18 protein-coding genes are annotated in these 19,164 nt (G+C 64.5%); 10 read left to right on the forward strand and 8 right to left on the reverse strand.

Annotation, left to right across the window (positions count from 1 at the left end; translation table 11 throughout):
• Positions 1 to 10: 10 nt before the first annotated feature.
• The 5 genes from OIN59_RS12350 (at position 11) to OIN59_RS12370 (ending at position 5,777) form a co-directional block, all read left to right on the forward strand.
• A complete protein-coding gene (locus OIN59_RS12350) occupies positions 11 to 673 on the forward strand; it encodes a glycine zipper 2TM domain-containing protein (RefSeq protein WP_274110716.1) in 663 nt (220 codons plus the stop codon).
• A gap of 162 nt (positions 674 to 835) precedes the next feature.
• Positions 836 to 1,153, forward strand: a complete 318-nt coding sequence (ppnP, locus tag OIN59_RS12355; RefSeq protein ID WP_010465797.1) for a pyrimidine/purine nucleoside phosphorylase — start codon at positions 836 to 838, stop codon at positions 1,151 to 1,153.
• An 85-nt stretch (positions 1,154 to 1,238) separates the two neighbouring features.
• Positions 1,239 to 2,576 carry an argininosuccinate synthase gene (argG, locus tag OIN59_RS12360; RefSeq protein ID WP_274110720.1) on the forward strand — a complete coding sequence of 446 codons (1,338 nt, stop codon included), beginning with the start codon at positions 1,239 to 1,241 and terminating at the stop codon, positions 2,574 to 2,576.
• A 214-nt stretch (positions 2,577 to 2,790) separates the two neighbouring features.
• Positions 2,791 to 3,315: a molybdopterin-dependent oxidoreductase gene (locus tag OIN59_RS12365; RefSeq protein WP_274110722.1), complete on the forward strand. Its 525-nt coding sequence runs from the start codon at positions 2,791 to 2,793 to the stop codon at positions 3,313 to 3,315.
• 8 nt (positions 3,316 to 3,323) lie between these two features.
• Positions 3,324 to 5,777, forward strand: coding sequence for an ATP-binding protein (locus OIN59_RS12370; protein ID WP_274110724.1), 2,454 nt, complete (start codon positions 3,324 to 3,326; stop codon positions 5,775 to 5,777).
• A gap of 83 nt (positions 5,778 to 5,860) precedes the next feature.
• Here OIN59_RS12370 and murB read toward each other — a convergent pair whose 3' ends face one another.
• On the reverse strand, positions 5,861 to 6,934 hold the full coding sequence (gene murB, locus OIN59_RS12375) for a UDP-N-acetylmuramate dehydrogenase (protein ID WP_274110727.1): 1,074 nt from the start codon (positions 6,932 to 6,934) through the stop codon (positions 5,861 to 5,863).
• Between the two features lie 84 nt (positions 6,935 to 7,018).
• Here murB and OIN59_RS12380 point away from each other — a divergent pair, with 84 nt between their 5' ends.
• From OIN59_RS12380 to OIN59_RS12390, 3 genes are read left to right on the forward strand one after another with little or no spacing between them, the layout of a single operon-like run.
• Positions 7,019 to 7,504 (forward strand): YajQ family cyclic di-GMP-binding protein, encoded by a 486-nt coding sequence (locus OIN59_RS12380; RefSeq protein ID WP_274110729.1) that lies wholly within the window; start codon positions 7,019 to 7,021, stop codon positions 7,502 to 7,504.
• 1 nt (position 7,505) lies between these two features.
• A complete protein-coding gene (locus OIN59_RS12385; protein WP_274110730.1) occupies positions 7,506 to 8,276 on the forward strand; it encodes a retropepsin-like aspartic protease family protein in 771 nt (256 codons plus the stop codon).
• Between the two features lie 16 nt (positions 8,277 to 8,292).
• Positions 8,293 to 9,312 carry an HD-GYP domain-containing protein gene (locus OIN59_RS12390; RefSeq protein ID WP_274110731.1) on the forward strand — a complete coding sequence of 340 codons (1,020 nt, stop codon included), beginning with the start codon at positions 8,293 to 8,295 and terminating at the stop codon, positions 9,310 to 9,312.
• A gap of 41 nt (positions 9,313 to 9,353) precedes the next feature.
• Here OIN59_RS12390 and plsY read toward each other — a convergent pair whose 3' ends face one another.
• From plsY to OIN59_RS12405, 3 genes are all read right to left on the reverse strand, one after another.
• The gene (plsY, locus tag OIN59_RS12395; protein WP_274110732.1) at positions 9,354 to 10,016 is read right to left on the reverse strand and encodes a glycerol-3-phosphate 1-O-acyltransferase PlsY; all 663 of its coding nucleotides are present in this window, start codon (positions 10,014 to 10,016) and stop codon (positions 9,354 to 9,356) included.
• A 62-nt stretch (positions 10,017 to 10,078) separates the two neighbouring features.
• The gene (locus OIN59_RS12400; protein WP_274110733.1) at positions 10,079 to 10,570 is read right to left on the reverse strand and encodes an aminoacyl-tRNA deacylase; all 492 of its coding nucleotides are present in this window, start codon (positions 10,568 to 10,570) and stop codon (positions 10,079 to 10,081) included.
• Between the two features lie 71 nt (positions 10,571 to 10,641).
• Positions 10,642 to 11,601: a LysR family transcriptional regulator gene (locus OIN59_RS12405; protein WP_274110734.1), complete on the reverse strand. Its 960-nt coding sequence runs from the start codon at positions 11,599 to 11,601 to the stop codon at positions 10,642 to 10,644.
• Between the two features lie 177 nt (positions 11,602 to 11,778).
• Here OIN59_RS12405 and OIN59_RS12410 point away from each other — a divergent pair, with 177 nt between their 5' ends.
• Positions 11,779 to 12,777: a Bug family tripartite tricarboxylate transporter substrate binding protein gene (locus OIN59_RS12410; RefSeq protein WP_274110735.1), complete on the forward strand. Its 999-nt coding sequence runs from the start codon at positions 11,779 to 11,781 to the stop codon at positions 12,775 to 12,777.
• A 32-nt stretch (positions 12,778 to 12,809) separates the two neighbouring features.
• Entirely contained in the window at positions 12,810 to 14,234 is a 1,425-nt protein-coding gene (locus OIN59_RS12415; RefSeq protein ID WP_274110736.1) for a M20 family metallopeptidase, read from the forward strand.
• A gap of 96 nt (positions 14,235 to 14,330) precedes the next feature.
• Here OIN59_RS12415 and OIN59_RS12420 read toward each other — a convergent pair whose 3' ends face one another.
• The 4 genes from OIN59_RS12420 to OIN59_RS12435 all read right to left on the reverse strand — a co-directional run bounded on the left by OIN59_RS12420 (position 14,331) and on the right by OIN59_RS12435 (position 19,137).
• Entirely contained in the window at positions 14,331 to 15,392 is a 1,062-nt protein-coding gene (locus tag OIN59_RS12420; protein ID WP_274110737.1) for an aldo/keto reductase, read from the reverse strand.
• A gap of 122 nt (positions 15,393 to 15,514) precedes the next feature.
• Positions 15,515 to 16,735 (reverse strand): dienelactone hydrolase family protein, encoded by a 1,221-nt coding sequence (locus OIN59_RS12425; protein ID WP_274110738.1) that lies wholly within the window; start codon positions 16,733 to 16,735, stop codon positions 15,515 to 15,517.
• A 43-nt stretch (positions 16,736 to 16,778) separates the two neighbouring features.
• Complete coding sequence (locus OIN59_RS12430) at positions 16,779 to 18,326, reverse strand: flavin-containing monooxygenase (RefSeq protein ID WP_274110739.1); 1,548 nt, start codon at positions 18,324 to 18,326, stop codon at positions 16,779 to 16,781.
• A 10-nt stretch (positions 18,327 to 18,336) separates the two neighbouring features.
• A complete protein-coding gene (locus OIN59_RS12435) occupies positions 18,337 to 19,137 on the reverse strand; it encodes an SDR family oxidoreductase (protein WP_274110740.1) in 801 nt (266 codons plus the stop codon).
• Positions 19,138 to 19,164: the final 27 nt, after the last annotated feature.

Raw genomic sequence — 19,164 nt, forward strand, 5'->3', positions numbered from 1 at the left:
GAGTTTCTCCATGAAAAAGATCGTGATTTTTTCTGCCCTGGCCGCCATCGCCACCCTGGCCAGCGCACAGGAACAGGGCCGTGTGCTGTCCGCCACGCCCATCATTCAGCAAGTCGGCATTCCGCAGCAGGTGTGCGGCAATGAAACCGTCTACAACGGCAACCGCACCACCGGCGCAGGCGCCGTGATTGGCGCGATTGCCGGTGGCGCTGTGGGCAACACTATCGGCAAGGGCAGCGGTCGCGCCGCAGCCACCGCCATCGGAGTGCTGGGTGGTGCCGTAGTGGGCAACCAGATCGAGGGCAACGGCCAGCCGCAGTACCAGAACGTGCAGCGTTGCAACACCGAGACGTACTACGAAAACCGCACCGTGGGCTACAACGTGGTCTATGAATACGCGGGCCGCCAGTACACCACCCGCACCCAGAACGACCCGGGCCGTTGGATCCCCGTGAACGTACAGCCCGCAGGCCAGACCTATTCGACCCAGCCTGACCCCTATGCGGCCCAGGGTGTTTACAGCCAGCCGGGTGTGGTGACCTCCACCTACCCCGTGCAGCCGGTGTACCAGGCGCCACCCACCTATGTCACGCCCCCGGTGACGGTGATTGAATACGGCTACGACAGCGGACGCCCCTATTACCCGCACCACCGCAACCCCTACTGGCGTTGAGGTGGACGGCCGAGCAGCTCCACCCACAGACCAAAGAGCCCTTCGGGGCTCTTTTTCTTTGCACAAGCAGCGGCGGGCACAGGTTTCGTTGGCTCGCGCAGCCCGAGGCGTCAGCACCCTGCCCTAAAATCGCGGGTTTCCTCCATTCCTACCCGCGCATCCATGACCACCGAAAAAATCGACGGCGTGTCCGTCACCACCCAGGCCAATGTGTACTTTGACGGCAAGTGCGTGAGCCACGGCATCACCTTTGCAGACGGCACGAAGAAGTCGGTGGGCGTGGTGCTGCCCGCAACGCTCACGTTCAACACTGGCGCGCCCGAGATCATGGAATGCGTGGCGGGCTCTTGCGAATACAAGCTGGCAGGCACCGATGCGTGGGTGAAGTCTTCGGCAGGCGAGAAATTCAGCGTGCCTGGCAACTCCAAGTTCGACATCCGCGTGACCGAGGCCTACCACTACATCTGCCATTTCGGCTGAGACGTTTCGGCTGAAATTTGATTGTTTTTAGCCTCTAGCGCCCATCCAATAAGCGCGAGCAGCTATCATTTTTGAAAAGCATTCCATGGCAACCATCCTCCAGAACCTCCCCATCGGCCAAAAGGTCGGCATCGCCTTCTCCGGCGGCCTGGACACCAGCGCCGCACTGCACTGGATGAAGCTCAAGGGCGCCGTGCCCTACGCCTACACCGCCAACCTGGGCCAACCCGACGAGCCCGACTACGACGCCATCCCCAAGAAGGCAATGGAGTACGGCGCCGAGAAGGCCCGCCTGGTGGACTGCCGCATGCAGCTGGCCCACGAGGGCATCGCAGCCCTGCAGGCTGGCGCCTTCCACATCAGCACCGGCGGCCTGACCTACTTCAACACCACGCCTCTGGGCCGTGCCGTGACCGGCACCATGCTGGTGGCCGCCATGAGGGAAGACGACGTCAACATCTGGGGCGACGGATCGACCTTCAAGGGCAACGACATCGAGCGCTTCTACCGCTACGGCCTGCTGACCAACCCATCCCTCAAGATCTACAAGCCCTGGCTGGACCAGCTGTTCATCGACGAACTGGGCGGCCGCGCCGAAATGTCGGCGTTCATGACCCAGGCTGGCTTTGGCTACAAGATGAGCGCCGAGAAGGCCTACAGCACCGACAGCAACATGCTGGGCGCGACGCACGAGGCCAAGGACCTGGAGTTCCTGTCCAGCGGCATCCGCATCGTCAACCCCATCATGGGCGTGGCGTTCTGGAAGCCTGAGGTGGATGTGAAGGCCGAGGAAGTCTCCGTGACCTTCAACGAAGGCCAGCCCGTCGCCCTCAACGGTGTGGAGTTCAACGACCCGGTCGAGCTGATCCTGGAAGCCAACCGCATCGGCGGCCGCCACGGCCTGGGCATGAGCGACCAGATCGAAAACCGCATCATCGAAGCCAAGAGCCGCGGCATCTACGAAGCCCCTGGCCTGGCCCTGCTGCACATCGCCTACGAGCGCCTGGTGACCGGCATTCACAACGAAGACACCATCGAGCAGTACCGCATGAACGGCCTGAAGCTGGGCCGCCTGCTGTACCAGGGCCGCTGGTTCGACCCACAGGCCATCATGCTGCGCGAAACCGCCCAGCGCTGGGTGGCCCGCGCCGTGACCGGCACCGTGACGCTGGAATTGCGCCGTGGCAACGACTACTCGCTGCTCAATACCGAATCGCCCAACCTGACCTACGCGCCCGAGCGCCTGTCGATGGAAAAGGTGGAAGACGCGCCGTTCAGCCCGCTGGACCGCATTGGCCAGTTGACCATGCGCAACCTGGACATCTCGGACACGCGCGGCAAGCTGGGCGTGTACTCGCGGGCCGGCCTGCTGTCGCTGGGCGGCAACGCCGCGCTGGCCCAGTTGGAGAATGACCGCAAGTAAGCCTTAAAAGGGTATTGATGGTCAAATTTGGCTCTAGTGCTTACTCTATAAGCGCTAGCAGCTATATAAAAGTGAGCAAAGCCACCGAACACGGTGGCTTTTTTCATGGTGGCCCAGCGGCCACACTGCGCATCTTTGTTCTCGCCAAAAATATCATTTAAATCATATCAACTGTACAATTATCACTTCATACACCACGTTGACGGAGCCATTCATGCCCACTCTTTTCCTGCGCCTGAAGTCCGGTTTGCACCGCACGCTTGCCCTGAGCGCCGCCCTGTTCCTGCTGAGCCCGGCGTGGGCGCTGCAGCCCCCTGCGGGGGCCGTGATCCTGACCATCTCAGGAAAGGTGGGGGACACCAACCAGGCCGGAGCCGCCGCGTTTGACCTTGCCATGCTGGAAGCCCTTCCCCAGCGGAGCTTTACGACGAGCACGCCCTGGTACAAGGAGCCCACAAAATTCACCGGCCCGCTACTGCGCGACGTGCTGGCTATGGCCAAAGCCAACGGCGTCACGCTGGAGGCCATGGCACTCAACGACTACAAGACCACCATTCCCATGGACGACGCGCAGCAGTTCGACGTGATCGTGGCCCACCGCATCAACGACCAACCCATCTCGGTGCGCACCAAGGGGCCGCTGTTCATCATCTATCCGTTCGACACCACGCCTGAGCTGAAGGCGACCAAATACTATGGCCGCTCTGCCTGGCAGCTCAAATCCCTGAAGGTCGACTGAGCCTCACGATGCCCACTCACCGCGACAGTCGGCGCTACCTGCTATGGCTGGCCCTGGGCACCGTCATCATGGCGGCCGCCATGGCCGTGCTGCTGGTGCTGCAGTTCACGCAGCAACAAGCCATCCGCAAGAGCGCCGACCTGCGCAGTGACTCCCTCATCGCTCTGTCGTTCCAACTGGAGCGGGAGTTTCTTCGCCTGCGGCAGGCCGTTGATGTCAATGCCCAGAGCCACGCATCGATCGACCTGGAAACACTCAGACTGCGAAGCGACATTTTCGCGAGCCGCCTGCAGCTGATGCAGGACACCCCCAGCACCATCGACCTGCAGGAGCGCGCGGAATACAAAAGCACCATGCCGCAGCTTGCCGCGCTGATGGGCGATGTGGATGCCGCCCTACTGCCTCCCAACGAACCCACGCGCGCTCAACTGGCCAATTTGCTGCCCACCTTCAACGCCATCGGTCCCAACGTGCAGGAGCTGACCATGGTGGCCACCCGCCAAACGGCGGTATTGTTGGAGCAGCAAGAGTTGACCATGCTCGACCAGAGTCGGCAGGTCATGGCGCTTATCCTGGCGCAGCTCGTACTGCTGCTAACCGCCGCTGCCTCGTTGGCCTGGCGCCATCACCGGATGGAGCAAGAGCGGCACGCCCTGCGACAGCTCACGCTCAACCTGCAGGAGGCCAACCTGGCGGCCGAGGCTGCCAACAGGGGCAAAAGCCAGTTCCTGGCCAACATGAGCCACGAACTGCGCACCCCCTTCAACGGCGTGCTGGGCATGTTGGGCCTGCTGGAGCGGACCGCGCTCACACCAAGGCAGAAGGAATATGTAGGTACCGCGCGTGGCTCGGCCGACCATTTGCTCTCGCTGCTGAACGACATCCTGGACGTGTCCGCCATGGAGACGGGCAAGATGGCGATCCATCCGCATGCCACGGATCTGTACGCCCTGGGCGTCAGCGTCGAGCACCTGATGCAGCCCCTGGCCCGGCAGAAGGGGCTGAGTTTCCGCATCCATCGCGATGCCGACGTGCCGCAATGGGTGTGCGCCGACAACACCCGACTCAAGCAGATCGTTCTGAACCTGATCACCAACGCCATCAAATTCAGCGAAAGCGGCACGGTAACGCTGCGTCTTTCGCGCGGTGAAGTAACGCTCCCGTCAGCCCCAACCGATGCCTTGGCAGAGCCCCCCGAATCAGCGTTGGCGGTCGAGGCGACTGTCACCTACCCCCTGCGACTGGAGGTCAGCGATGAGGGCATCGGCATGGACGCCGCAACCCTGTCCAAACTGTTCAGGCGCTTCACCCAGGGGGACGACAGCACGTCTCGCCGGTTTGGGGGCACGGGCTTGGGGCTGGAAATATCGCGCAACCTGGCGAGGCGTATGGGGGGGGATATCTCCGTGGCCAGCACGCCCGGCAAAGGCAGCACGTTCACCGTGGTACTGCCCCTGCCTATCACCACAGCGCCAGACACCATGCCAGAGCAGACCACGGACCAGCCAGCCGCCACGCGCCCGGCTGACATGCAGGGCCTGACCGTGCTGGTGGTAGACGACCACCTTGTGAACCGCAAATACATGGGAGCGCTGCTGGAGGACATGGGCCACACAGTGGTGTTTGCCGAAGACGGCGTGCAAGCCTGCGCCGCCGTGCAAAACCAGCGCCCAGACCTGGTGTTGATGGATCTGCACATGCCCATCCTGGACGGCTTCGATGCCACGCGCAGGATCCGTGTACAGGTAGGCCCCGAGCAATTGCCCATCGTGGCCTTGACGGCAGACGTGTTTGCGCAGACGCGAGACAAGGCTGCCGAGTGCGGCATGAACGGATTCGTCAGCAAACCGGTAGATGCCGCAACACTCCAGGCCACGTTGACCGGGTTCTTTGGCCTGCGCGGCGCGCCCGCGCTGCCGACCACCGACGCGCAGCACGCCACCGAGCAGATGGAACATGTCGCAGAGCCGGAAGTTGCTGCTGCGAAAACACCGCCAACCACCACCTCAGCCACCTCCGCAGCCAGCGCATTGCCGCGCCCGCGAAAACGCTTCAGGCCCGGCGATTTGGCGGCCCACCTCGACATGGCGATGGTGGGGGATGTGTGCATTGGCGTGTCGGCCCAAGGCTACCGCTCGCTGCTGCGCAGCTATTTCACCGATGAGTCAGGCGCATTCGATGCCTTGCTGCAGGCCTTGCAGCAGGCGGATCAGGCGCCAGAGCATAGCCTGCGTGACGCCGCCCACTCATTCAAGGGCGCAGCGGCCAATCTGGGTTTTCACAAGCTGGCAGCGCTGGCCTTGCACCTGGAGAAGAATGGGGTCGAACCCGCAGAAGCACTCACGGTCCGAGCCGAGTTGCTGGACGCCTGGGGCATGGCCCACGCACTGTGCCTGCGCATAGGGCTGACCGATGTCGAGGCGCCGCTAGAACGGCACAGCGTCGAAGCCGCTGGGCACTAGGCCCTGAACGCTGGAGCAGTCGCAGGCCCGCCTTCACAGGTGTTGCCCAACACACAGTGCTGAACGGGCAAAGGGCCTGCCGTTCAGACCACCACCGGCTCGGGCTCCAGCCGAATGCCAAAGCGCTCGTACACACTGGTCTGGATGGCCTTAGCCAGGGTCATCACCTCGCCCCCCGTCACGCTGTCAGCCCCCTGCCCCCGATTGACCAACACCAGGGCCTGCTTTTCGTACACCCCGGCCTTGCCGATGGATTTACCCTTCCAGCCGCAGGCGTCAATCAACCAGCCCGCCGCCAGCTTGATGCTGCCGTCAGGCATGGGGTAATGCACGATCTTGGGCTCGCGGGCGATGATGTCGGCGCACTGGTCCGGCGACACGGTGGGGTTCTTGAAGAAGCTGCCCGCATTGCCCACCACGGCGGGGTCGGGCAGTTTTGCGCGGCGGATGTCGCAGATCCAGTCAAAAATCTGCACGGCACTAGGGTGCTCCACGCCCGCTTCAGTGCGACGGCGCTCCAGGTCCAGATAGCCCAGCACCGGCTTCCAGGGCTTGGGCAGCCGAAAGCGCACATGGGTGATCACCGCCCGGCCTGCCAGCCCCATGCCGCGCGGCAGCCCGCTGCCGTCCTGCGCTTCAGAGGGCGCGTGCTTGAAAACGGAATCGCGGTAGCCAAAGCCGCATTGCGCGGCATCCAGGCTGAATGACTGGCCCGTGGCCAGATCGATGGCGTCGAGCGACTCAAAACGGTCCTGCAACTCCACACCATACGCGCCAATGTTCTGAACGGGCGATGCACCCACGGTGCCCGGGATCAAGGCCAGGTTCTCCAACCCCGGATAGCCGTGCGCCAGTGTCCAGGCCACTGCATCGTGCCAAACCTCGCCAGCGCCCGCCTCCACGATCCAGGCCTTGGGGGTTTCCTCCACCAGGCGCAGGCCCTTGATTTCCATCTTGAGCACAACGGACTTCACGTCACCGGTCAAGATGATATTGCTGCCACCACCCAGCACAAATTTCGGTGCGGGCGCGAGTTGGGGGTCCGCCAGCACAGCCAGCAGGTCGTCCACCGAACGCACACGTACCAGGGTTTGGGCGCGCGCGGCAATGCCGAAGGTGTTGCAGGGCTGTAAAGGGGCGTTTTTCTCGACTACCATTGGTCCGATTGTCGCACCCGGCCTTTTGGCCCCCTGCGATCCGCCCCAATATCTGCACCTGTTTCCCCGAGATAGAGACCCACCATGCCATCTTTTGACACCGTCTGCGAAGCCAACCTGGTCGAAGTGAAAAACGCGGTCGAGAACACCGCCAAAGAAATCGCCACCCGTTTCGACTTCAAGGGCACCTCCGCCAGCATCGAGATCAAGGACAAAGACATCACGCTGATCGGCGACGCAGACTTTCAGCTCACCCAGATCGAAGACGTGCTGCGCAACAAGCTCACCAAACGCAATGTGGACGTGCGTTTTCTGGACATGGGCGATGTGCAGAAAGTGGGCGGCGACAAGGTCAAGCAGGTCATCAAGGTGCGCAACGGCATCGAGAGCGAGTTGGCCAAAAAAATCCAGAAGCTGCTCAAGGAGAGCAAGCTCAAGGTTCAAGGCGCCATCCAGGAAGACAAGGTGCGCGTGACCGGTGCCAAGCGCGACGACCTGCAGGCCGCCATGGCCCTGATCCGCAAGGATGTGACGGACGTACCGCTGTCGTTCGACAACTTCCGCGACTGATATGAAGCAACTCCCCCCTGAGGCCCTGCGGGCCTTCCCCCCGCTCTCGCAGCGCGGAGCGCTGCGGGCAGGGGGACGCCGCCAGCGCGGCGGGGCGGCCCTTGCGCAGCGGCTCTCACCGGGGCTGCGCCGGTATCAGCGCCTCCTCGCCCTGTGCATCGGGTTGCTACTGGGCCCCACCTGGGCGCATGCGCAGGCTGTGGCGCTGGCGGGTGTACTGGGCAGCAAGGCGCTGATCGTGGTGAATGCCAGCCCGCCCAAGGCGGTGGGCGCGGGAGATGAGTTCCAGGGGGTGAAAGTCATCGCCGTCGCCAAGGACGAGGCCACCGTCGAAATCCAGGGCGCGCGGCGCACGCTGCGGCTGGGCGAGGCGCCCGTGAGCGTGGGAGGACGCAGCGGCAGCGGCAAGCGCATTCTGCTGGTGGCAGATGGCCGAGGTCACTTTGTGAACAGCGGCACCATCAACGGGCAGGTGATGCAGTACATGGTAGACACCGGGGCCTCGACTGTCGCCATCGGGCGGCCGGATGCGGAGCGCATGGGCCTCAACTACCAAAGCGGCCAGCCGGTGCGCGTGAACACCGCCAATGGCGTCGCCCAGGGCTGGCACATGAAGCTCGACTCCATCCGCATTGGCGACGTTGAGGTCTTTGGCGTGGAGGCCATCATCACCTCGCAGCCCATGCCCTATGTGCTGCTGGGCAACAGCTTCCTGAACGAGTTCCAGATGACCCGCACCAACGACCAGATGGTGCTGGAAAAGCGCCACTGACGCCTGTACACCCGCAATGTCTGCACATCCCTCCTCCACCCACGCGCACTCCGAAGGGGAGTACGAAGACCTGCTCAGCCTCTGGTCCGACCTGGAGTCGGCCCTGTCGGTGCTGCTGAGCCGGCCACTGCAGGTGCAGGACTTTCCGGGCAAGGTCAGGCAGTTTGATGCCTGGCTGCAAGACCTGGTGGCGCACGACATCGACGCGGCGCTGTACCTGATGTTCCAGCACGCGTCCACATCGACCGTGGGTTACAGCGCATCGCACGCGCTGGTGTGTGGCACGCTGTGCCACATCATGGCGCTGGAGCTCAAGCTGCCGCAGCGCGAGCGCGACAGCCTGGTGCGGGCCGCGCTCACCATGAACATCGGCATGACGGCCCTGCAGGACGAACTGGCCGTGCAGCGCGAGCGCCCCACGGCCGAGCAGCAGGAGGCCATCAAGAGCCACCCCGAAGACAGCATGCTGCTGCTGGAACGCCTGTTCATCAACGATCCGCTCTGGCTGGACGTGGTGGGGCAACACCATGCCAGCATTGCCGAACGCGTGCCTTTGGCCCACCAGGAGCCGATAGACCGGCTCACCCGCATCCTCGGCACCATTGACCGGTATGCCGCCATGATCAGCCCGCGTAAATCCCGCGCCGGGCGCAGCGCCACCGATTCGGTGCGCGCCATCGTGGGGCAAGAGGTGGACCAACGCGACGAGGTCAGCTACACCCTGGTGCGGTCGATCGGCCTGTGCCCCCCGGGCACGTTTGTGAAGCTGGACAACGGCGAGACCGCCATCGTGCTGCGCCGCAGCGACAAGGCCAACCACCCGCTGGTGGCCAGCCTGCTCGACAACACCGGCAACCACCGCAGCCAGCCCAGCCTGTACCAGACCGCGAGCGGCAAGCCCCGCATCCAGTCTGCCCTGGCCCGGTCTGCGGTGAGCCTGGAACTCAACCACCGCACCATGGTGCGGTTGGGGCTGTACGCCGCGCAGCACAGCGCAGGGCTGCGCGGACTGGTAACTGCGCCCGGCGTACTCTGACGCTCGCGCTCGCACCTCAGCGCCTGAGGCTATTTTCTCGATCAGTGTTTGGCTTTGGCCTCGTCGGCCGCGGGCTTGGCCTTTTTGCTGCCCAGACGTGATTCCTTGCCGGCCATCAGGCGCTGAATGTTCTCGCGGTGCCGCCAGGCCAGCAACAGCGCCATCGCCACGATAGACGCTGCAATGGTGCCCTCTGCATACCAGACCACGCCATCCACCAGCAGGTAGTACACCGGAGCAAACGCGGCGGCAACCAGCGAGGCGAGCGAGGAGTAGCGAAAGAAGAACGCAATGATGAGCCAGGTGGCCGCCGTGGCCAGGCCCAACCAGCCGCTAATGCCCACCAGCACCCCCAGCGCCGTCGCCACGCCTTTGCCTCCTTCAAACCGGAAGAACACCGGCCACAAGTGCCCCAGGAACGCGGCGAGCCCCACCAGAGCCACGGTGCCATCTTCCAGCCCATAAGGGTGGCCAAACCACATCACCAGCGCCACGGGCAGCCAGCCCTTCATCGCATCGAGCAGCAGCGTCACGATGGCCGCAGCCTTGCTGCCCGAGCGCAGCACATTGGTGGCGCCCGGGTTCTTGCTGCCGTAGGTGCGCGGGTCGGAGAGGCCCATGACGCGCGTCACGATGACGGCAAACGACAGCGAGCCCAGCAAGTAGGCGGCCACGGTGGCAAGAAGGGGGTAAACGGCGGTCAAAGCAATTCCTCAGTGATCGGTGGGATGGGCTTCAGGCAGGCAACCTGGCGTTGGACGGCGGCCTATTCTGCCAGCGCGCACTGCACCGGCTTGGCACCCAGCAGTTGCACACACACCTGCGGGTCGATCTGCACCAGAAAGCCCCGGCGCCCGCCATTGATGGCAATGCGGGACAACGCCAGGATGGTTTCTTCGATATAGACCGGCATGGTGCGCCGGGTGCCAAACGGAGACGTGCCCCCCACCAGGTAGCCGCTGTGTCGGTTGGCCACCTCGGGTGCGCAGGGCTCGACCGATTTGGCACCAATCTGGCGCGCTAGGTTCTTGGTGGAGACCTTGCGGTTGCCGTGCATCAGCACCAGAAGCGGCTTGGCGTCTTGGTCCTGCATGACGAGCGTCTTGACCACGGTGAACGGGTCCAGTCCCAGCACCTCGGCGCTGTGCATCGCGCCGCCATGCTCCAGGTACTCGTAGGGGTGTTCGGTGAACGCCACCTTGTTCGCTTTGAGCAACTGGGTGGCTTGCGTCTCGGAAACGTGTTCTTTCTTGGCCATGGTGTGGTGCGGATAGGGCACCGATGGTATCCGTATCCAAATGTGAGCGTGCTGAAATCCGCGGCGATGTGTCAGAACACCGGGGCAGGCGCTGCGGCGGCCTTGCGGCGCCGCCCCACCTTGCGCTTGCCGTACTCCTCAATGGCCACCACCAGCGCTTGCGTGAACTGCTGCACCAGGGCCGACGGCACCCGCCCCTCGGCCGCCAGTACCTGCAGGCGCCGCTGCTGCAACTGGGCTTCGTCAAATGGCCGGGCCGCCAGCAGGCCCGCCTCCACCCAGCGCGCCGCCGTGAGGTAGCTGGCCAGCACCACATCCTGCCCGCTCAGCAGTGGCAGCAGTGCCGACGAAAAATTGCTCTCCACCGCCGGCACATACCGCAGACCCTGCACCGCGCAGCTCAGGTCGAACAACTGGCGCCCTGTGGTGTTGCCCGCGCCCAGCAACAGCGGGTAGCGCACCACATCGGCCACGCTCACGCTGCGCTGGCGGGCCAGCGGGTGCTGCGCAGGCATGATGGCGTAGATGGGTGCAATGGCCGAATGCAGCACCTGCAGGCCCTTCTCGGGCGCCATGCTGTATTTGAGCGCCAGATCGACCTCGCCCCGCAGCACCAGGGCCGACACCTCCTGCGGTACCGCCACCTGCAACTGCAGTTGCACCTGCGGGTGCGCCTGCCGAAACCTCGCCATGACCAGCGGCATGAAAGCGGCCGCAAACCCTTCGGTACAGGCCAGCCGTACCCGCAAGGCGCCTTGAGCCGACAGGTTCTGCAACTGCTCGACCAGCTCCAGCGCCTGCGCATCGTGTGCACTGGCGTGGGCCAGCAGGCGGGTGCCCGCCTCGGTGAGGGTCATGCCCCGGGCCTGGCGCTCGAACAGCACCACGCCCAGGCTGTCCTCCAGCTTGCCCAACTGGCGGCTCACGGCCGAAGCAGCCACATGCAGGCGCTGCGCGGCCTGGTTGACAGAACCGGTGCGCGCTACCTCCAAGAAGTGGCGCAAGGGCAGGCTAAGCAATGAAATGGCCATGGCTTTTTTAATCACAAAAAGGCAATGGTCAGTTGCCAAATCTCTATTCCAAGCAATGGTAAACCAGCATCCATCTTGCATGGCTTGAGGCTCCAATTCACCCATGCCCTTGCGCGTGCGCTGCGCAGCCATTGCTGTCACGCCGCTCGCTACCGGGGCCTTACCACCGGAGTCCGCATGAAACGCCTTGTTCGAGCCTCGTTGTTGTCCGCCGCCCTGGCCGTCCTCGCCAGCGCCAGCAGCCTTTCGTTTGCCCAGGCCACCCCGCCTTCCGACGCCTGGCCTCAGCGCCCCATACGCATGGTGGTCCCCTTCCCGCCTGGCGGGGGCACTGACGCGGTGGCCCGTGCGCTTGGGCAAAAACTGGCCAGCCGCCTGGGCACACCGGTGGTGATCGACAACAAACCAGGCGCATCCACCATCATCGGCACCGAAGCCGTTGTGCGCGCCGAGCCCGATGGCTACACACTGCTGGTTTCGGGCTCCACCAGCTACACGGTCAACCCTGCCTTGCGCAGCAAGCTGCCCTACAACCCTGCCACAGACCTTGTGCCCGTGGCCACCGTTGCCAGAGCACCGCTGGTGCTGGTGGTCAGCGCCAATGCACCCTACAAGGACCTGAACGCGCTGATTGCTGCTGCTAAGGCGGCACCCAAGGGCATCCACTACGCCACCTTCGGATCGGGCTCTGGCCCGCATCTGGCGGGCGCGCTGCTGGAACAGGCCGCCAGCATCCAGTTGCAGGACGTGCCCTACCGGGGCAGCAGCCAGTCGCTGATGGCTCTCATCGGCGGTGAAATCCAGCTGGGCATCGACACCGTCGCTGCCGCCGCACCGCAAGTGAAGGCTGGCAAGCTGCGCGCACTGGCCATCGCAGGCAAGTCCCGCTCCAGCATGCTGCCCGGAGTGCCCACCGTGGCAGAACTCAAACTGCCCGACGCAGTATTCGACGCTTGGTATGCCATCGCCGCACCCGCCAAAACACCCCAGCCCGTCATCAGGAAGCTGGTGGCCGAAGTGGAAGCCGTCACCCGCGACAGTGGCATGCAGGAGCAAATGCGCGCCCAGGGCATGGAGCCCGTGCACCTGGGGCCAGTGGCCACGCGCGCAGTGATCGACGACGAGGTCGGCCGCTACCGCGCTCTGGCCCACCGCGCCAAAATCGTGGTGGAGTGAGCGCACCACTGACACCGCCAAGGACCCGCACCATGAACCGACAACAACTGATCGACAACGTCCAGCGCTACTTCGACGACGGCCGATTTGCCACCGACCTGCGCCGCCGCGTGGCCTGGCGCACTGAAAGCGACACCGGCAAGGTGCCGCCCGAGCTGCACACCTACCTCACCGACGAAATGGTGCCCTGGCTCACACCCCTGGGTTTCGAGTGCCAAGTGCTCGACAACCCTTTGCCACAGGGCGGCCCCTTTCTGTTGGCCCGCCGGGTGGAAGACCCGGCCCTGCCCACCGTGCTCACCTACGGACATGGCGACGTGGTCAACGGGCAGGACAGCCAGTGGCGCGAAGGCCTCTCGCCCTGGGAGCTGACCATCGAAGGCGAGCGCTGGTATGGCCGGGGCACGGCCGACAACAAGGGCCAGCACACCGTGAGCCTGGCCGCACTCGCCCACTCCATCGAGACCCGGGGCGGCCGCCTGGGCTACAACGTGACGCTGCTCATGGAGATGGGCGAAGAGGCGGGCTCCCCCGGCCTGGCCGCCTTCTGCGAGCAGCACAGCGGCGCGCTGAGAGCCGACCTATTTTTGGCCAGCGACGGCCCCCGTGTGAACGCGGACCATCCCACCCTCTTCCTGGGTTCACGCGGAGCCATCAACTTCTCACTCGCCGTGCGCAGCCGCGACAAGGCCTATCACTCCGGCAACTGGGGCGGCGTGTTGGCCAACCCAGCCACGCAGCTCACCCATGCACTGGCCACGCTGGTGGACGCGAAGGGCCGCATCCTTGTCAAAGGCCTGCTGCCGCCTGCGGTGCCCGACAAGCTGCGCACGGCACTCAAAGACGTGGTGATCGGCGTTGGTGCCGATGACCCGGCACTCACACCCGGCTGGGGCGAGCCCGGGCTCACGCCCGCAGAACAACTGGTGGGCTGGAACACACTGGAGGTGCTGGCGCTGGGCGCGGGCAACGCGCAGCGGCCCATCAACGCCATCCCATCGCAGGCGGTGGCGCATTGCCAACTGCGCTTTGTGGTGGGCACCGATTGGCAGAACGTACAAGCCACGCTGCGCGAGCACTTGGACGCACATGGCTTCAGCCAGGTCGAGATCACCATGGGCATGCACTGCGGAGCCACGCGGCTGGACCTGCACAACCCCTGGGTGGACTGGACGATGGCCTCGCTGCAGGCCAGCGCAGGCCAGCCCGCCACGCTGCTGCCTAACCTGGCTGGCTCACTGCCCAACGACATCTTTGCCGACCAGTTGGGCCTGCCCACGCTGTGGGTGCCGCACTCCTACCCCGCCTGCGCCCAGCATGCGCCCAACGAACATTTGCTGGCGTCCGTGGCACGAGAAGGTCTGGCGGTGATGGCTGGGCTGTTCTGGGATCTGGGTGAGGCCCAGGGGACCCCATGGACCGAAGGGCGCACCACCCGCCAGGAGGCCACTGCCTGACCGCAGCGCGCACAGACTCGCAGAAAAAACAAAGGGGCCCGCATGGCCCCTTTGTTTTTCGCTCTTGCCGATTCGCAGGGCCACGCCCTGCCCCGGTCACAGCGCCGGGTCGCGCAGCTCCCAGCGAATCGCATCGATGGCCTTCAGCACCTCGGGCGACAGCGTCGTGCCCCAGGCGTTCAGGTCTTCCTCCAGCTGGGCCACCGACGTCACGCCGATGATGGTGCTGGCCACTTGCCACTTGGTGTAGCAGAACGCCAGCGCCATCTGCGTGGGGGTCATGCCGTTGGCACGCGCCAGTGCGTTGTAGCGGCGCGAAGCCGTGAGCGCCTCAGGGCGGCCCCAGCGCTGCTTGCGCACGGATTCATACGATGCAATGCGCGCACCCTTGGGGGCGGTCGGTCCGGTAATACCGCTTTCGTCGTACTTGCCAGTCAACAGGCCAAAGCCCAGCGGCGAGTAGGCCAGCAGCGACACATTCAGGCGGTGGCAGGTTTCATCCAGGCCGTTTTCCCAGGTGCGGTTGATCAGGCAGTACGGGTTTTGCACCGTGGCCACGCGCGGCAGGCCGTGCTGCTCGGCCAGGCGCACGAATTCGTGCACGCCATACGGAGTTTCGTTCGACAGGCCGATGTAACGCACCTTGCCCGCCTTCACCAGTCCTGCCAGCGCTTCGAGCTGCTCGCGGATGGGCGTGGTGGATGTTTCTTTGGAAGGGTCGTAGTACAGGTTGCCAAAGGCGGGCACGTGGCGCTCGGGCCAGTGGATCTGGTAGAGGTCGATCACATCGGTCTGCAGGCGGCGCAGACTGGCCTCGCACGACGCCACGATGTCGGCCGGGGTCATGCCCTTGCCCTCGCGCACCCAGGGCATGCCGCGCGATGGGCCGGCCACCTTGGTCGCCACCACCAACTTCTGGCGCGCACCGGGGTTCTTGGCAAACCAGTTACCAATGATGGTTTCGGTCGCGCCAAAGGTCTCGGCCTTGGCGGGCACCGAATACATCTCGGCCGTGTCGATGAAGTTCACACCCCTTGCCAGCGAGCGGCTGAGGATGTCGTGGGAATCAGATTCGTTGACCTGCTCACCAAAGGTCATGGTGCCCAGGCAGATGGGGGTGACGTGCAGGTCGCTCTGACCGAGTTGGATGTTGTTCATGCGGACTCCGTTGGCAAGCCGCGCAGTTTACGGGCTGCCAGCAAAGTCTGCAGGCTTGGGCTTGCACGCCCGTATCACTGGGTTTGCCGCACACAACATGCGGCAAACCCTGCGGTGTCTATTCACCGTTCCATCAGCCCGTTCGACGGCAGCGTTTCATCCAGCAATTTGCGCGCTGTCTCCACCCCTGCCACGGGCAGGCCGTTGGGATCCAGCAACCCCACCTGCACAAGCACACTGGCCTGGTCCCAGTAGATATGCTCGTGGTAGAGCTTGTCGCCACGAAACTTGACCACCGCCAGCAGCGGTATTTCCACCCTCCGGCCCGTGGGCGCGACGCCGGGCAGCATCCACGGGATCTCCGTGGTGTGGGTGAAGCAAAACAGCATTTCATCCACCACCTGCGTAGCCCCCACCGTGCGCGAGATAGGGGTCAGGCTGGTATCAGGTGGGTTGCTGTTGACGAAGTGCCGGGTGTAGAAGTCGTGCAAATGCCGGTAGCCCACACCGCCCGTCATGGTGGGGATGTGGTTCACATAGGGCTCCGCCACCATGGTGGACATGGTGGCGTCCACATCGCGCGTGGAGAACTCGTATTCGCAATGTTTGTCCCACAGGGCCGAGAGATCGTAGTGTGGCCCCATTGCGCGTCGCAAGGCAGCCACGCTGCGCTGGTGTGCCATCAGGGCCGACGGCTTGTGGAAGTGGTCGCCACCCACGCGTGCAAACGCATGGTCGGTGCCGGGGTAGATGTACAGCTCCACATTCTCGCGGCCAGAAAGGGCCTGCACGATGGCCTCGCGCGCGGGCGGCGGGCAAAAGCCGTCAAGCTCAGCGATGTGCAGCACCAGGCGGCACTGGATATCAGCGGCTTCGGCCAGCGCAGCTTCTATGCCCACGCCGTAGTAGCCTACGGCCACGTCAGCATCGGTGCGGCAGGCCGAGAGGTAGGCCAGCTTGCCACCGAGACAGAAGCCCAACACCCCCACCTTGCCGCCATGCGCCTGGACCTCTGGCCTCGCTCGTAAAGATGTGATGGCTGTCTGCAGGTCCTGCACGCCCGTGGCTTCGTCAAAGCCCTGGTAGAGCGCAAATGCGCGCGGCATATCCTTGGTTGCATCGAGTTCTACAGCGGGCTCCTGGCGCCAGAAAAGATCGGGTACCAGCACCACGTATCCCTCCTCTGCATAGTAGTCGGCGACGTCACGCATGGTGCCGTTCACCCCAAAGATTTCCTGCGCAAGCACCAGCCCCGGTCCACCGCCAATGGCCGGGGTGGCGAGGTAAGCGCGAAAGCTGCCGCTGCCGTCTGTGGCTTCGAGGGTGATCCATTGTCCTGGCATGTTTGGAGTCCTTCTAGATGGTGATAGTGGTTTCGTGAAGGGTTCAGGAAGCCGCAGCCCCCGAGGTAGCTTGGGGCGCTGCAACAGCGACGGAGGCATTCGCATGCCGCGCCAGCAGTTGCCGGGTGACCACCGCATAGTCCGCCGGATTCACCGGCCCCAGCCATTGCTTGAAGCGGGTGAGCACGCCGAGCGGCAGCCCCATGTCCTGCAGTAGTTCGTCGATGTTGTGCACCGAGAACGGGATGATGTTGGTGCCTTTGGAGTGCTTGCCATCCGTGCGCTCCTCCATCCACGCCAGGCGCCGATCAATCTGGGCATTCATCGCGTCTTGTGTCGGCAGTTGCAGCCCACCACGCAAGTGGTTGGCCAGCCACAACGCGCCGATCTCGCAGTTGAGCTGGCTGAAGAACGAGGAGTTGTAGCCGTTGAACGCCAGGCGCGGCATGCCCACGGGCAGGATGGACCGGTACAGCCGGAAGTTGCCGCGCGCATCGGTCACACGCTGCAGCACGCTACCATCGAAGAACGGCACCTGCTGGTGCCAGCCCGTGCCGCAGACCACGATGTCGGCAGGCACCGTTTCACCGTTGCTCAGCACGGCCTGTCCGGGCTTCAGGGTCTGGATGCTCACGCCTTTTCGCACGCCCAATTCGCCAGCGGCCACCTTCTCGTAGAAGCCGTCGGTCACCAGGCTCACGGTGCTGCGGGCGATGGTTTCGAGCGGCGTGCCCGGGTGCAGGCCGATCTCGCGCAGCTTGAGTTGGCGCGTGACCACCGATTCCACGCTGCCCAGCATGGAGTTGCGCACCGGAAGGCCCGGCCCGTGCAGGAATTTCTCGAAACCCTTGGGCTCGATGTACTTGAACAGCGCCTCGCCCATGCGCGTGAGCAGCAGGAACTTGAAGTTCAGCACGTTCATGAACTTCTTGGGGATCTTCCAGATCAGATGGCGCGCGAGTACCGTGGTGCTGGCACTGTCGGCCGCAATGGCATTGGCCACGTCGCACGACGACTTGCCGTAGCCCACCACCAGCACATGCTTGCCGCGCGCCTCGTTCGCATCGTTGAACTGGCTGGTATGGCACACACGCCCACCTGCGGCCACGAAGGCATCCACCCCCGGGTACTGCGGCACCGCAGGCTCGCTGAAGATGCCGTTGCACACCACCAGGTAATCAAAGCGATACACCTCGGCCGTCAAGGCGCCGCCCTGCCCCGTCGCTGCGCGGCGCGCCTTCACGGTCCACACACCGGCCTCTTCATCGAGCACCGCGCTCTCCACCGTGGTGGACATGCGCAGGGACGGCACCAGTCCGAAGTGCTCGGCATACGACTGCAGGTAGGCCTGCACCTGCTGGCCCGAGGGCCACTCGGGGTAGTCAGCCGGCATCGGAAAGTCCGACAGCGCATAGGTGGTGCGCGGGTTCTGCGTGGTCAGGCCTGGGTAGCGGCGCGAGGCGGCCCACACGCCGCCCACGTCAGGCTCCTTCTCGAACACCGTCACCTCAAAGCCAAAGGCGCGCAGCACCTTGGCGGTGGAAAGGCCGGCAAAGCCGGCACCGATGATGCCTACGGATCTGATGGTCATGACTGCTCCTTCACGCCATCAGTTTGGGAATGGCAGGCTCATGGGATTCAGGCCCCATCGCCGAGTAGCCGCCGTCGCACGCGTAGTCGGCGCCGGTCACGAAGCTGGCCATGTCCGAGCACAGGAAGAGCACCACATTGGCGACCTCGGCCGGGTCGCCCACGCGGCGCAGCAGGTGGAAGGGCGCGGCCACGCGGTCGGTCTTGGCACGGTCGCCCCCGGTGAGCTGGTCCATGATGGCGGACCAGGTCCAGCCGGGTGAGACGCTGTTCACACGCACACCCTCACCCGCCAGGTCCATGGCCATGCTGCGCGTGAGCTGCACCATGGCCGCCTTGCCCACCGGGTAGAGCCAGCGCCCGGTCTGCGCTACGCCCGAAGAGATGCTGGTGAAGTTGACCACCGCCCCGCCCCCGGCCTGCTGGAAATGCGGGCGCACGGCCTTGAGCACCATCACCGCGCTGACCAGGTTGACGTTGAGCGAGGCCAGCCAGTCCGCGCGCGGCGAGGCGATGCCGTCGTCCAGATAAGAACATGCCAGGTTCACCAAGTAGTTCACCCCGCCATGGCGCGCTGCGGCCAGCGCCACGCAGGCGGCCACCTCGGCGTCATCGGTGATATCGGTGCGGCTGAACAGCACCCCATCACCCAACTCGTCCGCCAACGCCTGCCCGGCCTCGGCGTTGATGTCGGCCACCATCACCTTCACCCCAACCTGGTGCAATGCACGCACCACCCCGGCACCGATGAGAGTGGCGCCCCCGGTCACGATCGCGCTCTTGCCGCGCATGCCTTCGAATCCCTGGACCATGCTGACTCCTGTGGCTTTTTGCAATGA

This window comes from Acidovorax benzenivorans (assembly GCF_028680575.1).
GTDB classification, from domain to species: Bacteria; Pseudomonadota; Gammaproteobacteria; order Burkholderiales; family Burkholderiaceae_C; genus Acidovorax; species Acidovorax benzenivorans.